Source organism: Roseateles sp. (genome assembly GCF_039595595.1).
Lineage (GTDB): Bacteria > Pseudomonadota > Gammaproteobacteria > Burkholderiales > Burkholderiaceae_C > Roseateles.
Window position 1 is genome coordinate 63,446 of record NZ_JBCNLG010000001.1, and the last position, 12,941, is coordinate 76,386.

A 12,941-nucleotide genomic window follows, 5' to 3' on the forward strand; every position below is an offset into this window, starting at 1 on the left:
TAGCACTCGGTGGGGTCCATTCCTCCAGACGCTGCCTGCCGCCCCGGGCCCCGGAAGATTCCTTCCGTCCCCGGAGCACTCCCGCGCTGGCCGGGGCCGGCGCGGCGTTGCAAGATGCGCCCCATGTCCCGTTCGAGCACCGGGCCATCGCACCACCCCCGATAATTCGCGCTCGTCCACCGAATCCCACCGGCGCCTCGCGCAAGGCCATGTCCAATCTCATCGTCCACGGCGGCTCGCCCCTGAAGGGCCGCATCGTCCCCTCGGCCAACAAGAACGCCGTCCTGCCCATCCTCTGCGCGACGCTGCTCACCCGCGAGCCCGTCCGCCTCAACGGCGTCCCCGAGATCACCGACGTCAAGAAGATCCTCGAGGTCTTCCGCAAGCTCGGCAGCCGCGTCGCCGTGGACTTCAAGACCGGCGTCCTCGACCTCCACCACCAGGACACCCACTTCGACCCCGCCAAGGACCACCTCCCCGAGGAGATGCGCTCCTCCATCATGCTGGTCCCCGGCCTGATGGCCCGCTTCGGCGCCGCCCGCATCGAGGACGACGTCAAGGGCTGCACCCTCGGCGCCCGCGAGATCGACCCCCACGTCGAGGTCTTCGAGCGCTTCGGCGCCCGCGTCGACCGCGCCGCCGACGGCCTGCTCGTCCAGATCGACGGCCAGCTCCAGGCCAACGACCACTGGACCGACTACGCCTCCGTCACCACCACCGAAAACTTCGTCCTCTGCGCCGCGCTCGCCCACGGCACATCGACGCTGATGAACGCCGCCAGCGAACCCCATGTCCAGGAGTTCTGCCAGTTCATGCAGATGCTGGGCGCGCGCCTGGAGGGCCTGGGCACCTCGCGCCTGACCATCCACGGGGTCAAGGAACTCGGCGGCGGCGAATTCACCTTCGCCGAGGACTTCCACGAAATCGTCACCTTCCTCGCCCTGGGCGCCATCACCGGCGGCGACGTGCGGGTCAAGAACTCCCATCCGGAACAGTTCCCGCTGATCGATCGCACCTTCGCCAAGTTCGGCGTGCAGATCGTCCACGAGGACGGCTGGTCGCACGCGGTCGTCGACGGCAAGCTCAAGGTCAAGGAGCCCTTCACCCGCAACATCCTGCAGAAGGTCGAGGCGGCGCCCTGGCCCTACCTGCCGGTGGACCTGCTGCCGATCTTCGTCGCGCTCGGCGTCAAGGCCGAGGGCAGCGTGATGTTCTGGAACAAGGTCTACGACGGCGCCATGGGCTGGACCACCGAGCTGTCCAAGTTCGGCGCGCACGCCTTCCTCTCGGACCCGCATCGCATGGTGACCTTCGGCGGCAAGCCGCTCAGCCCCGCCGAGGTCGAGAGCCCCTACATCATCCGCGTCGCGATCGCGCTGTTGATGGTCGCCGCCAGCATTCCCGGCAAGTCGGTCATCCGCAACGCCGCCCCGGTCCGCCGCGCCCATCCGCAATTCGCCGAGAACATCACCCGCCTCGGCGCCAAGGTGGAATGGGTCGAGGGCGACTGAGCGCAGCCCTCGCGGCGCTCCTGCTGGCGGCCGGCGCGGCCGCCGCGCAGCCCGCCCGGCCCGTCCTGCGCTGGCTGGTGCAGGACATGCCACCGCATTTCAGCTATCGCGGCGGCAAGCCGCCGCAACGCGCCGAGGAGCTCGGCCAGGGCGAGGTCGACGGCTTCCTGCGCCTGCTCATCGAGCGCATGCCGCAGTTCCGCCACGAATTCGTCGAGCTCAGCCTGCCGCGCTTCGAGCAGCAGGCGCGCCAGGGCGAGACGCTCTGCTCCGTGCTGCATGTGCGCACGCCCGAGCGCCTGCAGTGGCTGTACTTCACCACGCTGTACCCGCCGATGCTCTCGCGCCAGATCCACGTCATCGTGCGGCGCGAGGACCTGGCGCGCTTCGAATCCAATGGCCAGCCGCTGCAGCTCGCGGACCTGCTGCGGCGCACCGACCTCGTGGGCCTGCTGCCGCGCGACCGCAGCTTCGGGCCGCGCATCGACAAGCTGCTCGCGGCGGATCCGGATCGAGCCCCTCGCGCCATCGTCGCTGGCCGCGGCGGTCACCTGCTGCCGATGCTGCGCGCGCGGCGCATGGACTACACGCTCGAGTACCCGATGGCGGTCGACGACTTCAGCGCCAGCCATCCGGGCCCGCCGGAGCTCGCCAAACTGCCGCTGGCCGAGGGCCGCAGCACGCTGGTGGCCACCGCCGGCTGCACCCGCTCTCCGGAGGGACGCCACGCCATCGAGGCGATGGACCAGGCGGTGCGCCAGCTCGCCGCCGATCCCCAGCGCGACGCCTGGATCAAGGCCTGGCGCAAGGGCCTGCCGATCGACGCCGAGGACCTGCAGCGCCTGAACCGCTTCCTCGACGAACGCGCCCGCGCTCCGGCGCAGATCGAGTAGCCGCGCGCATGGCTCGCCCGCCGAAGCTCGCGCTGCCGCTGCGTGATGGCGTCGCCGCCAGTGCGCTGGCCTGCCCGCCGGGCCCCTGGCTCCTCGTGCTGGACTATCTGGCCGAGCGCTTGCCGCTGGTCGCGCGGGGCGATTGGGCCGCGCGCATGGCGCGGGGCGATGTGCTCGACGACGCGGGCGTCCCGCTCGCGCCGGTCGCGCCCTATCGCGCGCAATGCAGGATCTATTACTGGCGCTGGCTGGACGACGAGCCGGAGGTGCCTTTCGCCGCGCGCATCGTGCATCTGGACGAGCACCTGCTGGTGGCTGACAAGCCGCATTTCCTGCCGGTGACGCCCAAGGGCCGTTATGTGCGGCAAACGCTGCTGACGCGGCTGCGCCAGGAGACGGGACTGGCCGATCTGAGTCCGATCCATCGGCTGGACCGCGAGACGGCCGGATTGACCTTGTTCTCGGTGCAGCCCGCGACGCGCGACGCCTACCAGCGTCTCTTCCGTGATCGCGATGTCGAGAAGGTGTACGAGGCGATCGCCCCTTGGCGGGAAGACGTCGGCAAGCGCCTGCCGTTCGAATACGCGAGCCGTCTCGAGGAGCACCCGATCGATTTCATGCAGATGCGCACCGTCGAGGGCGAGCCCAACGCGTTCACTCGCATCGCGCTGATCGAGCGCATGGCGGATGGTCGCGCGCGCTATGAGCTGCGCCCGCACACCGGTGTGAAGCACCAGTTGCGGGCGCAGCTGTGTGCCTTGGCGCTGCCCATCGTGAACGACCGGATTTATCCGGTGCTGGAGCCGGTCGAGCGCGAGGTGGACTTCACTCGTCCGCTGCAATTGCTGGCCCGAGAGATTGCCTTCACCGATCCGCTGTCTGGTCAGCCGAGGAGGTTCGTGACCTCGCTGCGTCTGTCCGATGCCACTGCGCCCTTGTAGGGCTGGCAGCGAGCGGATGTGGGCCCGGAACAGGGCGTGGGGTTCCCGGACGGGAGGCCCCATGCCCTGTGATGGGCCGCGCCTGGGCCTCCCGAAGTCGGAGCGTGCCCTCCCTCAGCCGCTCAAAGCTTCGAGTTTGCGCAGTGCCGCGAGCGTCGCCCGGCACGCTGACGCCAACTCCTTCCCTTTGACCGCCAGGTGTTCATGAAAGAACCCGTGATGGGTCGCATGTTCATGGAACGCGAGCGGTGTCAGCACTGCCGAGAACACCGGCACCCCGGTGTCGAGCTGAACTCGCATGAGTCCGTCGATGACGGCGTGTGCGACGAAGTCGTGGCGATAGATGCCGCCGTCGACGACCAGCGCGCAGGCGAGCACGGCGTCGAACTGTCCGCTCTGCGCGAGCTTCATCGCGTGGAGCGGGATTTCGAATGCTCCGGGCACGTCGAAGGCGTCGACCTGGACGGGTCCGGTTGCTTCGAGTTCCTGGATGGCGGCCTCGCGGCATCGTCCGACGAGGTCGGCATGCCAGCTGGCGGAGACGATGGCCACGCGGGGCGTGGTTCGTTTGGCCGCGGGGTTGGCGGAGGGGGAGTGGAGGTTGGTCTGATTCATGTGGACCCTTTGCAAGGTGGAACGATGAATCAGGGCGCGCACGCACAGCGCGGCCGCGTGACGGCGCGTGCGCGAGCGCATGCGCCGGCGCGAGGCCGACGATGAACGCGATCTCTTTCATCCGGACTGTGACCGTCGGCCCTGGCTTCTCACCAGGTCTGCTGACCCCGGCGCCGCAGGGGCGGGTGCCGGGCGCTCGCGGGCTCCCGGGGTCGGCGGTCTGTCGACCGTGCCCCGGATACCGCCGGTGGGGACTTTCACCCCGCCCTGAGAACGCTGCCCGGCGCATTCGGAGGAACGCGCAGGGCGGGGCGGATTCTAGGGAATCGCCATGGCGGCTGCAGGGCGGGGATGGCATCCCCCTTTGGCGCCGGCAGGTGTTTTCCCCGCTTGGAGTTTCCCCGGGGAAACGGCCGGGCGCGGCTCGGCACAATGGTCCGCAGGTGATTCGATGGTGTTTCCCGCGACCGCGCTCGCAACCTCCGACATCCACCCATGACGCCAAAGGCCCTCCGCATCTCGGTCGGCGCCCGCTCGCTGCTGGCGCTGTTCGCGTCGGGACTGCTGCTGGTCGCGCTGTCGACCGGCTGGGATCTGCGCGAGACCTCGCAGCGCCGCTCCGCCGAAGCTGACGCGGAACTGAGCGCCATCCCCCTGCTGTATGCCGGGCCGCTGGCCTACAGCCTGCGGCAGCGGCCTCAGCAGCCCGAGGCGCTGCATGGGCTGCTGCATCACATCCTCACGCACCATCATCTGCGCCGCGTCGAGCTGCGCACGCCGGAAGGCGAGCAGTTCCGCGCGCTCTCCGACGACGACAGCGAGCCCGGCCAGAGCGCTGAGTTCTCGCTCGCCGACACCGGCGAGCTGATCGTGCAGGCGACCGCCGCCTCGATGGGCGAGCTGCTGCGGCGCGATCCGCTGCTGCGCTCGACGCTGATTCATCTGGTGCTGGCAACGGCGCTGGGCCTGCTCGCCGCGCTCGTGCTCGACCGCTGGCTGCTGCGGCAGATGCGGCGCCTGTCGGAGCAGGCGAGCCGCTTCGATCCGACCCTGCCGCCGCGCGTCCCGACCTGGCTCGACGACGACGAGCCGCGGCCGCGCGAGCTGCTGCAGCTGGAGCAGGCGCTCGATCATGTCCGCACCTCGCTCGGCGACGAGTTGCATCGCGAGCAGTCGCGCGGCCGCGAGTTGCGCGAGGAGGTCGCCCGCCAGCATCGCGCGCTGCAGCAGGCGGAGCGCTCGCTGGACGCGAAGCGGCGCGAGCTCGCGTCGATGGAGCGTCGCGACGCCTTGACGGGCATTGCCAATCGGAGGGAGTTCGATGCCGCGCTGCGCCGGGAATTCAAGCGCGCGCAGCGGGATCAGGGGCGGCTGGCGCTCGCGATCCTCGATCTGGACCACTTGAAGCCGTTCAACGAGCGCCACGGTCGCGCCGCGGGCGACGAGGTGCTGCGCCGGCTCTCCCGGCTGCTGGCCGAGCATTTCCAGCGCGACACCGACATGGTCGCGCGGCTGGGTGGGGAGGAGTTCGCCGTGCTGCTGCCCGGCTTCGACGCCGAGTCGGCCCAAGGCTTGATGGAGGCGCTGAACGAGGCCTGGCGCGCCTTCGCGGTGCCGCACGGCGCCCTGCCGGATCACGCTTCGGGGGAGGGGATCGTGACGATCAGCGCGGGGCTGGCGGCCACGCAGCCCGGTCATCCGTATCTGAGCCCGCAAGCCTTGATGCAGGCCGCGGATGAGGCGCTCTACCTGGCCAAGCACATGGGACGCGACCGCCTCTGCCTCGCGTCCTGAGCGCGGCGCTCAGCGGCCGCGCGATTCGGCCTGCTGCAGCTGTTCCTCGACGCGGCGGGCGGCGCGCAGCATCAGCGTTTCGTCCAGCTGCGCCTGGGGAGCGATCGCCATCACCGTCTCGTCGACCGCTTCGGGCTTGTTCATCAGCGTCCACGCCACCAGCGAGATCGCACCCACCCCGCGGCGCTGCATGGCCTCCGGCATCAGCAGCTCGTGCTGGACCTGCACATGGAATCTGACGCTCGCGACGGCCGCGGGCGCCAGGCCCCAGCTCTCGCACAGCGCGGCCCCCAGCGCGTCATGGCTGACGCCGAAGGCGGTGTGCTCCAGCTGGACCAGTTCCTTGTCGCTGCCGGCGGCGCGCAGCATGGCCGGGTAGTGGCCAGGCGCGTGGCGGTAGAGCACCGCCTTGCCGCATTCCTCGAACAGGCCCGCCGAATGCGACGCCCAAGGGTCCACGCCCAGCATCTGGCCCATGCGGCCCATCAGCAGGCCGCGCTTGGCGGCGCGTGACCAGACGGGCTCGAGCTCCGCGGCGGGCGGGAAGGCGGCGCGCAGGCCCATTTCGAACGTGATGGCGGCGACCTCGCGCATGCCCAGGTAGGTCAGCGCCTGGTGCACCGTCTGCACGCGGCCGCGCAGGCCGTACAGCGACGAGTTGACCGCCTTCAGCACGGCCGCGGCCAGCGCCATGTCCGTCTCCACCAGCGCCGAGACGGCTTGCAGGTCGATGTCCTCGTCCGCCATCAGCAGCGAGAGCTTGACCAGCACTTCGGGCTGGGTGGGGATCTCGATATCCAGCGCACGCAGTTGAGGATCGACAGGCATGGTGAGCAACGATTGAGTTTGTCGGATGGTAGCCCGGGCGATGGCGCACCGGCATCCCGCCTTTGGCGGACAGCGGGTGACGAGATGTTCCGCGGGCGTTTGGCGTGCCCGGGGGGCGACGGCCGGGCAGGCGCCGCCTCAGCGCAGGAAGGCGTCGTAGCCGGTCTTCAGGATGAGCAGCGACACCACCGCGACGAACATGCCGCGCACGAAGCCGGCGCCCTTGGCCAGCGCCATGCGGGTGCCGACCAGGCTGCCGGCCACGTTCGCCACGGCCATGACGGCCGCGACGTGCCACCACACATGACCCTTGGCCGCGAACAGCACCAGCGCGGCGAAGTTGGTCGCGGTGTTCAGCAGCTTGGCGGTGGCCGAGGCATGCAGGAAATCGAAACCCAGCAGCCGCACGAACAGGAAGACGAAGAAGCTGCCGGTGCCCGGGCCGAAGAAGCCGTCGTAGAAGCCGATGGTCAGGCCGATCGCGCTGGCGATCAGCGTCTGGGTCGCGGGCTCGTGGCGCGGCGCGTGATGGCGGCCGAGGTCCTTCTTCGCCAGCGTGTAGAGCAGCACGCCCAGCAGGATGGCCGGCAGGGCCTTGCGCAGGCCGCTCGGGTCCACCTGCGTGACGGCCCAGGCGCCCGCGAAACTGCCGGCCAGCGCCGCCGCGGCGGCCGGCATCAGGGCGAGCCAGGGCAGGGTCACGCGCTTGGCGTATTGATGGGTGGCCCAGGCCGTCCCCCAGATGGCGGCCCCCTTGTTGGTGCCGAAGAGGGTGGCCGGCGCCGCGTTCGGATAGACGCTGAACAGCGCCGGCACCAGGATCAGCCCGCCGCCGCCGACGACGGCATCCACGAACCCGGCCAGCAGCGACGCCACGGCCGCGGTCAACAACTCGATCATCAGCAACGACTCGCAGGAGCGGCATTCCGGCCGCAGACACGGGCCGCGCATGCTCGCCGGGAGCTCATCGATCGGGGCCGCGAAAACAAAACGGGCACCTGAATCAGGTGCCCGCGAATTGTGACAGTGTCACCGAGATTCGTTGGTGTTGGTTTGATCTGTTTGTCTCCTCAGCCCCCGTAGGCAACCCCCATTTCGCCGGCTTGGGACCGGAGCGGGATGAGCGTCGCGTCGAGTGGGGGGGATGCTAGGACCCGGTTCCCATGCACGCACTTGGGGTTTTCACCCGGCGCATGCACCAACATGGATCGGTTAGCCGGCCCTCACTTGCGCAATAAACCCCCGTCGAAAACGATTTGCGCACATCGCACGCTGCACGGTTCCGGTCATCGCGCGCAGCCCGCCCGGTGTGGCGTGGAGGTGTCATCTCCCTGAAACAAGGGGCAGGATCGCCAGCTTCGCGGGGCCGGCTTCGAACCGCTGGACGAATTCTTCGATGGAAACCGGGAACTTTCGGCGCCCCCGGCGCAATACGGTCATGCTGCGCCCCACGACTCCATCGATCGCGCCATGAGCTTCTGGAACCGACTGGCCGGCCGTGCCCGCTCGCTCTCCTCGCCTTCGGCGCCCAGGAGCGCTCGCGAAGACACGTCCGAGGGCGCTGCCGGATCGCCTGCCGAGGCAGCCGCGGCGAGCCAAGCGCTGGTCCGGCGGCTGCGCGACGGGGATGCGAGCGCGCTGGAGCCGCTGTACCGCAGCGAATCACCCGGTGTCTTCCGCTACGCGCTGGCGCTGTGCGGTCAGCCCGACTGGGCGGCGGACGCGATGCAGGAAGCCTTTGTCCAGTTCGCTGGAAAGCCGGAGGGCTGGGACGCCGGGCGAGGAGCGCTCGGGGCTTACCTGGCCGGCATGGCACGTCACCACTTGCTGGCGCGCTGGCGCGATCTGCCGGTGGCGCATGAGGACGACGACTCCGGCGAAGGCCTCCACGGCGAGCATGCCGAAGCCCCTGAGCAGCAACTCGTGCGCGCGCAGGACCAAGCACGTGTGTGGACGGCGCTTCAGGCACTGCCCTGGACCTTTCGTGAAGCCGTGGTGCTGGTCGACCTGCAGGAGCGCGCTTACGCCGAAGCCGCGCGCATCGCCGGCATCGAGCTCAACACCTTGCGCACGCGCCTGCATCGCGGCCGCGCTCGCCTGCTGGCCTCGCTGCAGGACGGCGAGCGTCCGTCCGCACCGGCCGGCGCCGCTCTTGAACGTTCTTCGAAGTCCGCATGATGAAGACCTCCGACGCATCCCCGCCCCGCACCGCGCGCCTGGCCGACTGGCTGTGGGCCGTGGCTCAGGACTTGCGGCAGCGCTCACCGTCGCCGGAGCGCGATGACGCGGCGCTGGCCGCGATGAGACGGCAATTCGCCGTGGCGCAGCGCGGCCGATCGTCGAGCCGCTGGCGCTGGGCGCTCGCAGGGCCGGCGCTCTGCGCCTCGGTGCTGGTCGCGTGCGTGTGGCTGCTGGGCTCGGCGCCCCCGGGCGAGTCTGGCGCGACGGTGCTCGGCAACACCGGCAGCAGTTTCATCGTGCTGGTGCCGGCCGAACGCTGGGCCGCCTATGAGAAGGCGGGCGCCGGCACTGCCTGGCTGGTGCCGGCGGAAGTCTCGCGCGAAAGGCTGGCGCTGCTCGGTCTCCCCTACGACCCCGCGGACGCCGCCGCGCCGGTGCGGGCGGAGCTGCTCGTGCATGCCTCGGGTGACGTGCTCGCGATGCGCGTGATCCCTTGATCGACCTCACTGCCCCGATCCACCCGCTTCCTCTCATTCGCATTGCCTCCCGCCTCTTCCCTGGAGACCGCCATGAAGACCTCACTCACCGCCGTCACTCTGGCGCTGGCCGCCGCCTCGGTCCACGCCCTGCCCGCCTCGCCGGATCCGGATCCGCGGCCGGCGCCGCAGCCGAAGCACTCGCCCCAGCCGGCGCCTCTGGCACCACCCTCGTTCGTCCCGCCCGTGCCGCCCACGCCGCCCGTGCCGCCCGTGCCCGACATCTCGGCGCTGATCGCGGAATCGGGCGTCGCCACCCACCTGCTGATGTCCGAGCGGGTCGTCAAGGGCGCCCCCTACTGCGCGCAGGCGGTGCACGAAACCGTCCAGCCGCTGGCCGACGGCAACCGCATCGTTCACCAGCAGAGCGGCCAGATGTGCCGCGACGGCGAAGGGCGCACGCGGCAGGAGGTGGAACGCCAAGGCCAGCGGCTTGTCTATCTCCGGGACCCGGTGAGCGGCGAGAACTGGCTGCTCGATCCCGAACGCAAGTCCGCGCGCTTTCTGGGCGGCGGCCGCGCTGGCGCCGAGGCCCAGCGCGAGTACGGCGAGCGCATGCGCGACTACAACGAGAAGATGCGCGAGTACAACGGCCGCGTCCGCGAGTACGCCAGCAAGATGCGCGAGTGGGCGCGCGAGCATGGCGAGCGCGTGAAGGAAGCCTTCAACGGCGGGGAGCCCGCGCCCAAGGTGGAAGCCCCGAAGCCTCCCGCGCCGCCAGCCGCGCCCCAGGCGCCGGCCGCCGTGGTGATCGCGCCGGGCGAAGCCGGTCAGGGCGTGCGAGTGATCCGGGTGGAAGCGCCGGTCGGCGACTTGGCCCCGATGCCGCCCATCCCAGCGGCGGTGGCGATGCGGATGGATCCGCTCTCGGTGTCGGGTGAGCGCGCCCAGAGCGAGACCTTGCCGCCCCGTGAGGTCGACGGACTGAAGCTCACGGGCACGCGCACCACCGCGACGATTCCTGCCGGCAAGATCGGCAATGAAAGACCGATCCTCGTGTCGCGCGAGGTCTGGGCCTCGCCCGAGCTGAAGGTCACCGTGAGCGTCCAGAACAAGGATCCACGCAGCGGCGAGCAGAACTATCAACTGCGCAACATCCGGCGCGGCGAGCCGGATGCCGCGCTGATGCGGGTGCCGGCGGACTTCTCGAAGACCGGCCTTCCCAAGCCGCGCGCGCCGAAGGAGGGCAAGGAAGGCAAGGAAGCCAAGGAAGGTTGAGCGGAATGCCGCCCTGTGGCGGGCGACGACAATGACCGCCCATGAGCGCGCCGCCGTCTTCCCCGCCCCCCAAGCTGATCCTGCAGACGCTGACGCGCGGTGACGGGCTACTGGGCATGCGGCCGCACGGGAAGCTCGGGCCGCGCGGCGACCGCGTGTCGCTGCTGCGGCTCGAACGCTGGCCGGCCTCGCCGGCGGCGCTCGAGCAGTGGCAGACCTTGCCCTTGCACGCGGTGGACGCCGACATGATGCAGTGGCGCGACGCCTCATTCGGCCGCGGCCTGACGCCGTGCTGGACCCTGGAACAGGAGGATCTGTTCGCCGACTTCGCCGCCGACGAGGTGCCGCGGCTGCGCCAGCTCGGCTGGGAGGTCGAGGTCCTGCCCGGATTCGCGCACCACAGCGTGGCCATCGACGCCTGGTCGCTGGAGATGCAGCCCGAGGACGACACGCCCTACGACGTTCAGGCGGCGATCGCACCGGGTCAGGGCGACCGCTTGCCGACGCTGGGGCTGTCGCGCCGCAAGGGCTCGTGGATGCTGAGCCTAGGCGTCACGGTGCAAGGGCAGCGCGTGGACCTCGCGCCGATGATCTGGGACCTGCTGCGCAAGGATCGCCGCTGGCTCTATGCCGATGCGATCTCGAACATTGACGACGACGCCATCGTCAGCCTCAAGGCGCCGGGCGGCCGCCGGCTGCATTCGACGGCCGCCCCGTTGAAGCGGTTGATGCTCAATCTGCTGGACGTGCTGGTCGCCCAGCGCTCGCGTCGCGGCCCGGTGAAGCTGACGTCCTGGGAGGCCGCGCGATTGGCCGCGCTCGACGTGCCCGACAGCCGTTGGCAGGTCTATGGCGCCGACGAGCTGCGGACGATGTGGGAGCGCCTGCGCGATGCCGGCCCGCCTCCCGTGTTCGAGCCGCCGCAGGGCCTGGGCATCGTCCTGCGACCCTATCAATTGCAGGGCCTGGCCTGGCTGCAATACCTCGCTCGTCAGCAGCTCGGCGGCATCCTGGCTGACGACATGGGACTGGGCAAGACCGCGCAGGCACTGGCTCATCTGTGGGTGGAGAAGCAGGCCGGGCGGCTCACCGCGCCCGCGCTCGTGGTGGCGCCGACCTCGCTGATCTTCAATTGGACGAACGAAGCGGCACGGGTCGCGCCCGGACTGCGGGTGGCGACCTTGTCCGATCCCTCCGAGCGCGCGGACGTGCTCAAGCGCCTCGGCCAGATCGACCTGCTGCTGTGCAGCTACGGTCTCGCGTGGCGGGAGACGCGCGCGCTGGCCAAAGCGAAGTTCTCGGTGCTGGTGCTCGACGAGGCGCAGGCGGTGAAGAACCCGCGCTCGCGCGCCGCGCGGGCCTTGCGCCGTTTTCAGGCGGACCAGCGGCTCGTGCTCACCGGAACGCCGCTGGAGAACCACCTGGGGGAACTCTGGACACAGTTCGACTTCCTGATGCCGGGTTACCTGGGCGAGTCGCGCTCGTTCGCGCGGCACTGGCGCAAGCCGATCGAGCAGACCGGCGACGCCCGCCGCGCCCGCGAACTGGCGATGCGGGTCCGGCCCTTCATCCTGCGCCGGCTCAAGGAGGAGGTCGCCAAGGACCTGCCCCCGATGACGGTGCTGACCCAGCGCATCGCGCTGCAAGGGCGGCAGCGTCAGCTGTACGAAAGCGTCCGCATCGGTGCTGATCACCTGGTGCGCCGTCTGCTGAAGGAGTCGGAGATCTTTGGCTCCGGACTGATGTCGGTGCTGGACGCCATGCTCAAGCTGCGCCAGGTCTGTTGCGACCCGCGGCTGGTGCCGGGTGTCGACATCCCTGCCGGCATGGAGGCCGCCAAGCTCGACTGGATCCGCGAGAAAGTGCCGGAGCTGATCGCCCAGGGGCGGACGATCCTGGTGTTCTCCCAGTTCACCGGCATGCTGGATCTGATCGAGGAGGCGATGACGCAGGCCAAGGTCCCGCTGATGAAGCTCACCGGCGAGACCCCTGAAGGACGGCGGGGGGAGGTGGTCCGGCGCTTCCAGGCGGGGGAGGCCCCCTTGATGCTGGTCAGTCTGAAGGCGGGGGGCGTCGGCCTGACGCTCACGGCCGCCGACACCGTGATCCAGGTCGATCCCTGGTGGAACCCGGCGGTGGACGCCCAGGCCCATGCGCGGGCGCATCGGATCGGGCAGACGCGGCCGGTGTTCGTGCACCAACTGGCCATCGAGGGCTCGATCGAGGAACGGATGCTCGAACTGCAGGCCCGGAAACGGGCGCTGGCCGATGGCCTGCTGGGCCGGGACGGCGGGGAGCGCCTGGAGAAGTTCAGCGCCGCCGAGATCGAGCGGCTGCTCGCGCCGCTTCAGTCCCCCGAGGACGACGAGGACTGAGGGCGGCCGCGGCGGCGGGCCCCGTCCCTGGCCGGGGCGGGCCCGCGTC

At 70.2% G+C, this 12,941-nt stretch carries 11 protein-coding genes and 1 riboswitch; of the genes, 8 read left to right on the forward strand and 3 right to left on the reverse strand.

Features of this window, described 5'->3' with window-relative positions:
- Window positions 1-209: 209 nt before the first annotated feature.
- From ABDW61_RS00245 to ABDW61_RS00255, 3 genes are read left to right on the forward strand one after another with little or no spacing between them, the layout of a single operon-like run.
- A complete protein-coding gene (locus ABDW61_RS00245; RefSeq protein WP_343635015.1) occupies window positions 210-1,511 on the forward strand; it encodes a UDP-N-acetylglucosamine 1-carboxyvinyltransferase in 1,302 nt (433 codons plus the stop codon).
- A complete protein-coding gene (locus ABDW61_RS00250; protein ID WP_343635016.1) occupies window positions 1,493-2,404 on the forward strand; it encodes a TIGR02285 family protein in 912 nt (303 codons plus the stop codon). The genes ABDW61_RS00245 and ABDW61_RS00250 overlap by 19 nt, the downstream gene beginning before the upstream one ends.
- An 8-nt stretch (window positions 2,405-2,412) precedes the next feature.
- The gene (locus ABDW61_RS00255; protein WP_343635018.1) at window positions 2,413-3,345 is read left to right on the forward strand and encodes a pseudouridine synthase; all 933 of its coding nucleotides are present in this window, start codon (window positions 2,413-2,415) and stop codon (window positions 3,343-3,345) included.
- A gap of 114 nt (window positions 3,346-3,459) precedes the next feature.
- Here the strand turns inward: ABDW61_RS00255 and ABDW61_RS00260 are convergent, their stop codons facing one another.
- Complete coding sequence (locus ABDW61_RS00260) at window positions 3,460-3,960, reverse strand: 6,7-dimethyl-8-ribityllumazine synthase (RefSeq protein WP_343635020.1); 501 nt, start codon at window positions 3,958-3,960, stop codon at window positions 3,460-3,462.
- Window positions 3,961-4,065: 105 nt separating this feature from the next.
- A riboswitch (FMN riboswitch) is annotated at window positions 4,066-4,239 on the reverse strand.
- 216 nt (window positions 4,240-4,455) lie between these two features.
- On the opposite strand from ABDW61_RS00260, the gene ABDW61_RS00265 reads away from it, so the two are divergent.
- A complete protein-coding gene (locus ABDW61_RS00265) occupies window positions 4,456-5,754 on the forward strand; it encodes a GGDEF domain-containing protein (protein WP_343635022.1) in 1,299 nt (432 codons plus the stop codon).
- Between the two features lie 9 nt (window positions 5,755-5,763).
- On the opposite strand, the gene ABDW61_RS00270 is transcribed toward ABDW61_RS00265, so the two are convergent.
- Both ABDW61_RS00270 and ABDW61_RS00275 read right to left on the reverse strand, forming a co-directional pair.
- A complete protein-coding gene (locus tag ABDW61_RS00270) occupies window positions 5,764-6,582 on the reverse strand; it encodes an HDOD domain-containing protein (protein ID WP_343635024.1) in 819 nt (272 codons plus the stop codon).
- Window positions 6,583-6,720: 138 nt separating this feature from the next.
- On the reverse strand, window positions 6,721-7,479 hold the full coding sequence (locus tag ABDW61_RS00275; RefSeq protein ID WP_343635954.1) for a TSUP family transporter: 759 nt from the start codon (window positions 7,477-7,479) through the stop codon (window positions 6,721-6,723).
- 573 nt (window positions 7,480-8,052) lie between these two features.
- Here ABDW61_RS00275 and ABDW61_RS00280 point away from each other — a divergent pair.
- The 4 genes from ABDW61_RS00280 to ABDW61_RS00295 all read left to right on the forward strand — a co-directional run bounded on the left by ABDW61_RS00280 (window position 8,053) and on the right by ABDW61_RS00295 (window position 12,892).
- Window positions 8,053-8,760 carry a sigma-70 family RNA polymerase sigma factor gene (locus tag ABDW61_RS00280; RefSeq protein ID WP_343635026.1) on the forward strand — a complete coding sequence of 236 codons (708 nt, stop codon included), beginning with the start codon at window positions 8,053-8,055 and terminating at the stop codon, window positions 8,758-8,760.
- Window positions 8,757-9,260: a hypothetical protein gene (locus ABDW61_RS00285; protein ID WP_343635028.1), complete on the forward strand. Its 504-nt coding sequence runs from the start codon at window positions 8,757-8,759 to the stop codon at window positions 9,258-9,260. The genes ABDW61_RS00280 and ABDW61_RS00285 overlap by 4 nt, the downstream gene beginning before the upstream one ends.
- A 72-nt stretch (window positions 9,261-9,332) precedes the next feature.
- A complete protein-coding gene (locus tag ABDW61_RS00290; protein ID WP_343635030.1) occupies window positions 9,333-10,517 on the forward strand; it encodes a hypothetical protein in 1,185 nt (394 codons plus the stop codon).
- A gap of 41 nt (window positions 10,518-10,558) precedes the next feature.
- Window positions 10,559-12,892, forward strand: a complete 2,334-nt coding sequence (locus tag ABDW61_RS00295; RefSeq protein ID WP_343635032.1) for a DEAD/DEAH box helicase — start codon at window positions 10,559-10,561, stop codon at window positions 12,890-12,892.
- Window positions 12,893-12,941: the final 49 nt, after the last annotated feature.

What these genes read in the sequence shown, in the direction of transcription:
- ABDW61_RS00245 (WP_343635015.1), top strand. Translation starts at nt 210, where the DNA reads ATGTCCAATCTCATCGTCCACGGCGGCTCGCCCCTGAAGGGCCGCATC.
- ABDW61_RS00250 (WP_343635016.1), top strand. Translation starts at nt 1,493, where the DNA reads ATGGGTCGAGGGCGACTGAGCGCAGCCCTCGCGGCGCTCCTGCTGGCG.
- ABDW61_RS00255 (WP_343635018.1), top strand. Translation starts at nt 2,413, where the DNA reads ATGGCTCGCCCGCCGAAGCTCGCGCTGCCGCTGCGTGATGGCGTCGCC.
- ABDW61_RS00260 (WP_343635020.1), bottom strand. Translation starts at nt 3,960, where the DNA reads ATGAATCAGACCAACCTCCACTCCCCCTCCGCCAACCCCGCGGCCAAA.
- ABDW61_RS00265 (WP_343635022.1), top strand. Translation starts at nt 4,456, where the DNA reads ATGACGCCAAAGGCCCTCCGCATCTCGGTCGGCGCCCGCTCGCTGCTG.
- ABDW61_RS00270 (WP_343635024.1), bottom strand. Translation starts at nt 6,582, where the DNA reads ATGCCTGTCGATCCTCAACTGCGTGCGCTGGATATCGAGATCCCCACC.
- ABDW61_RS00280 (WP_343635026.1), top strand. Translation starts at nt 8,053, where the DNA reads ATGAGCTTCTGGAACCGACTGGCCGGCCGTGCCCGCTCGCTCTCCTCG.
- ABDW61_RS00285 (WP_343635028.1), top strand. Translation starts at nt 8,757, where the DNA reads ATGATGAAGACCTCCGACGCATCCCCGCCCCGCACCGCGCGCCTGGCC.
- ABDW61_RS00290 (WP_343635030.1), top strand. Translation starts at nt 9,333, where the DNA reads ATGAAGACCTCACTCACCGCCGTCACTCTGGCGCTGGCCGCCGCCTCG.
- ABDW61_RS00295 (WP_343635032.1), top strand. Translation starts at nt 10,559, where the DNA reads ATGAGCGCGCCGCCGTCTTCCCCGCCCCCCAAGCTGATCCTGCAGACG.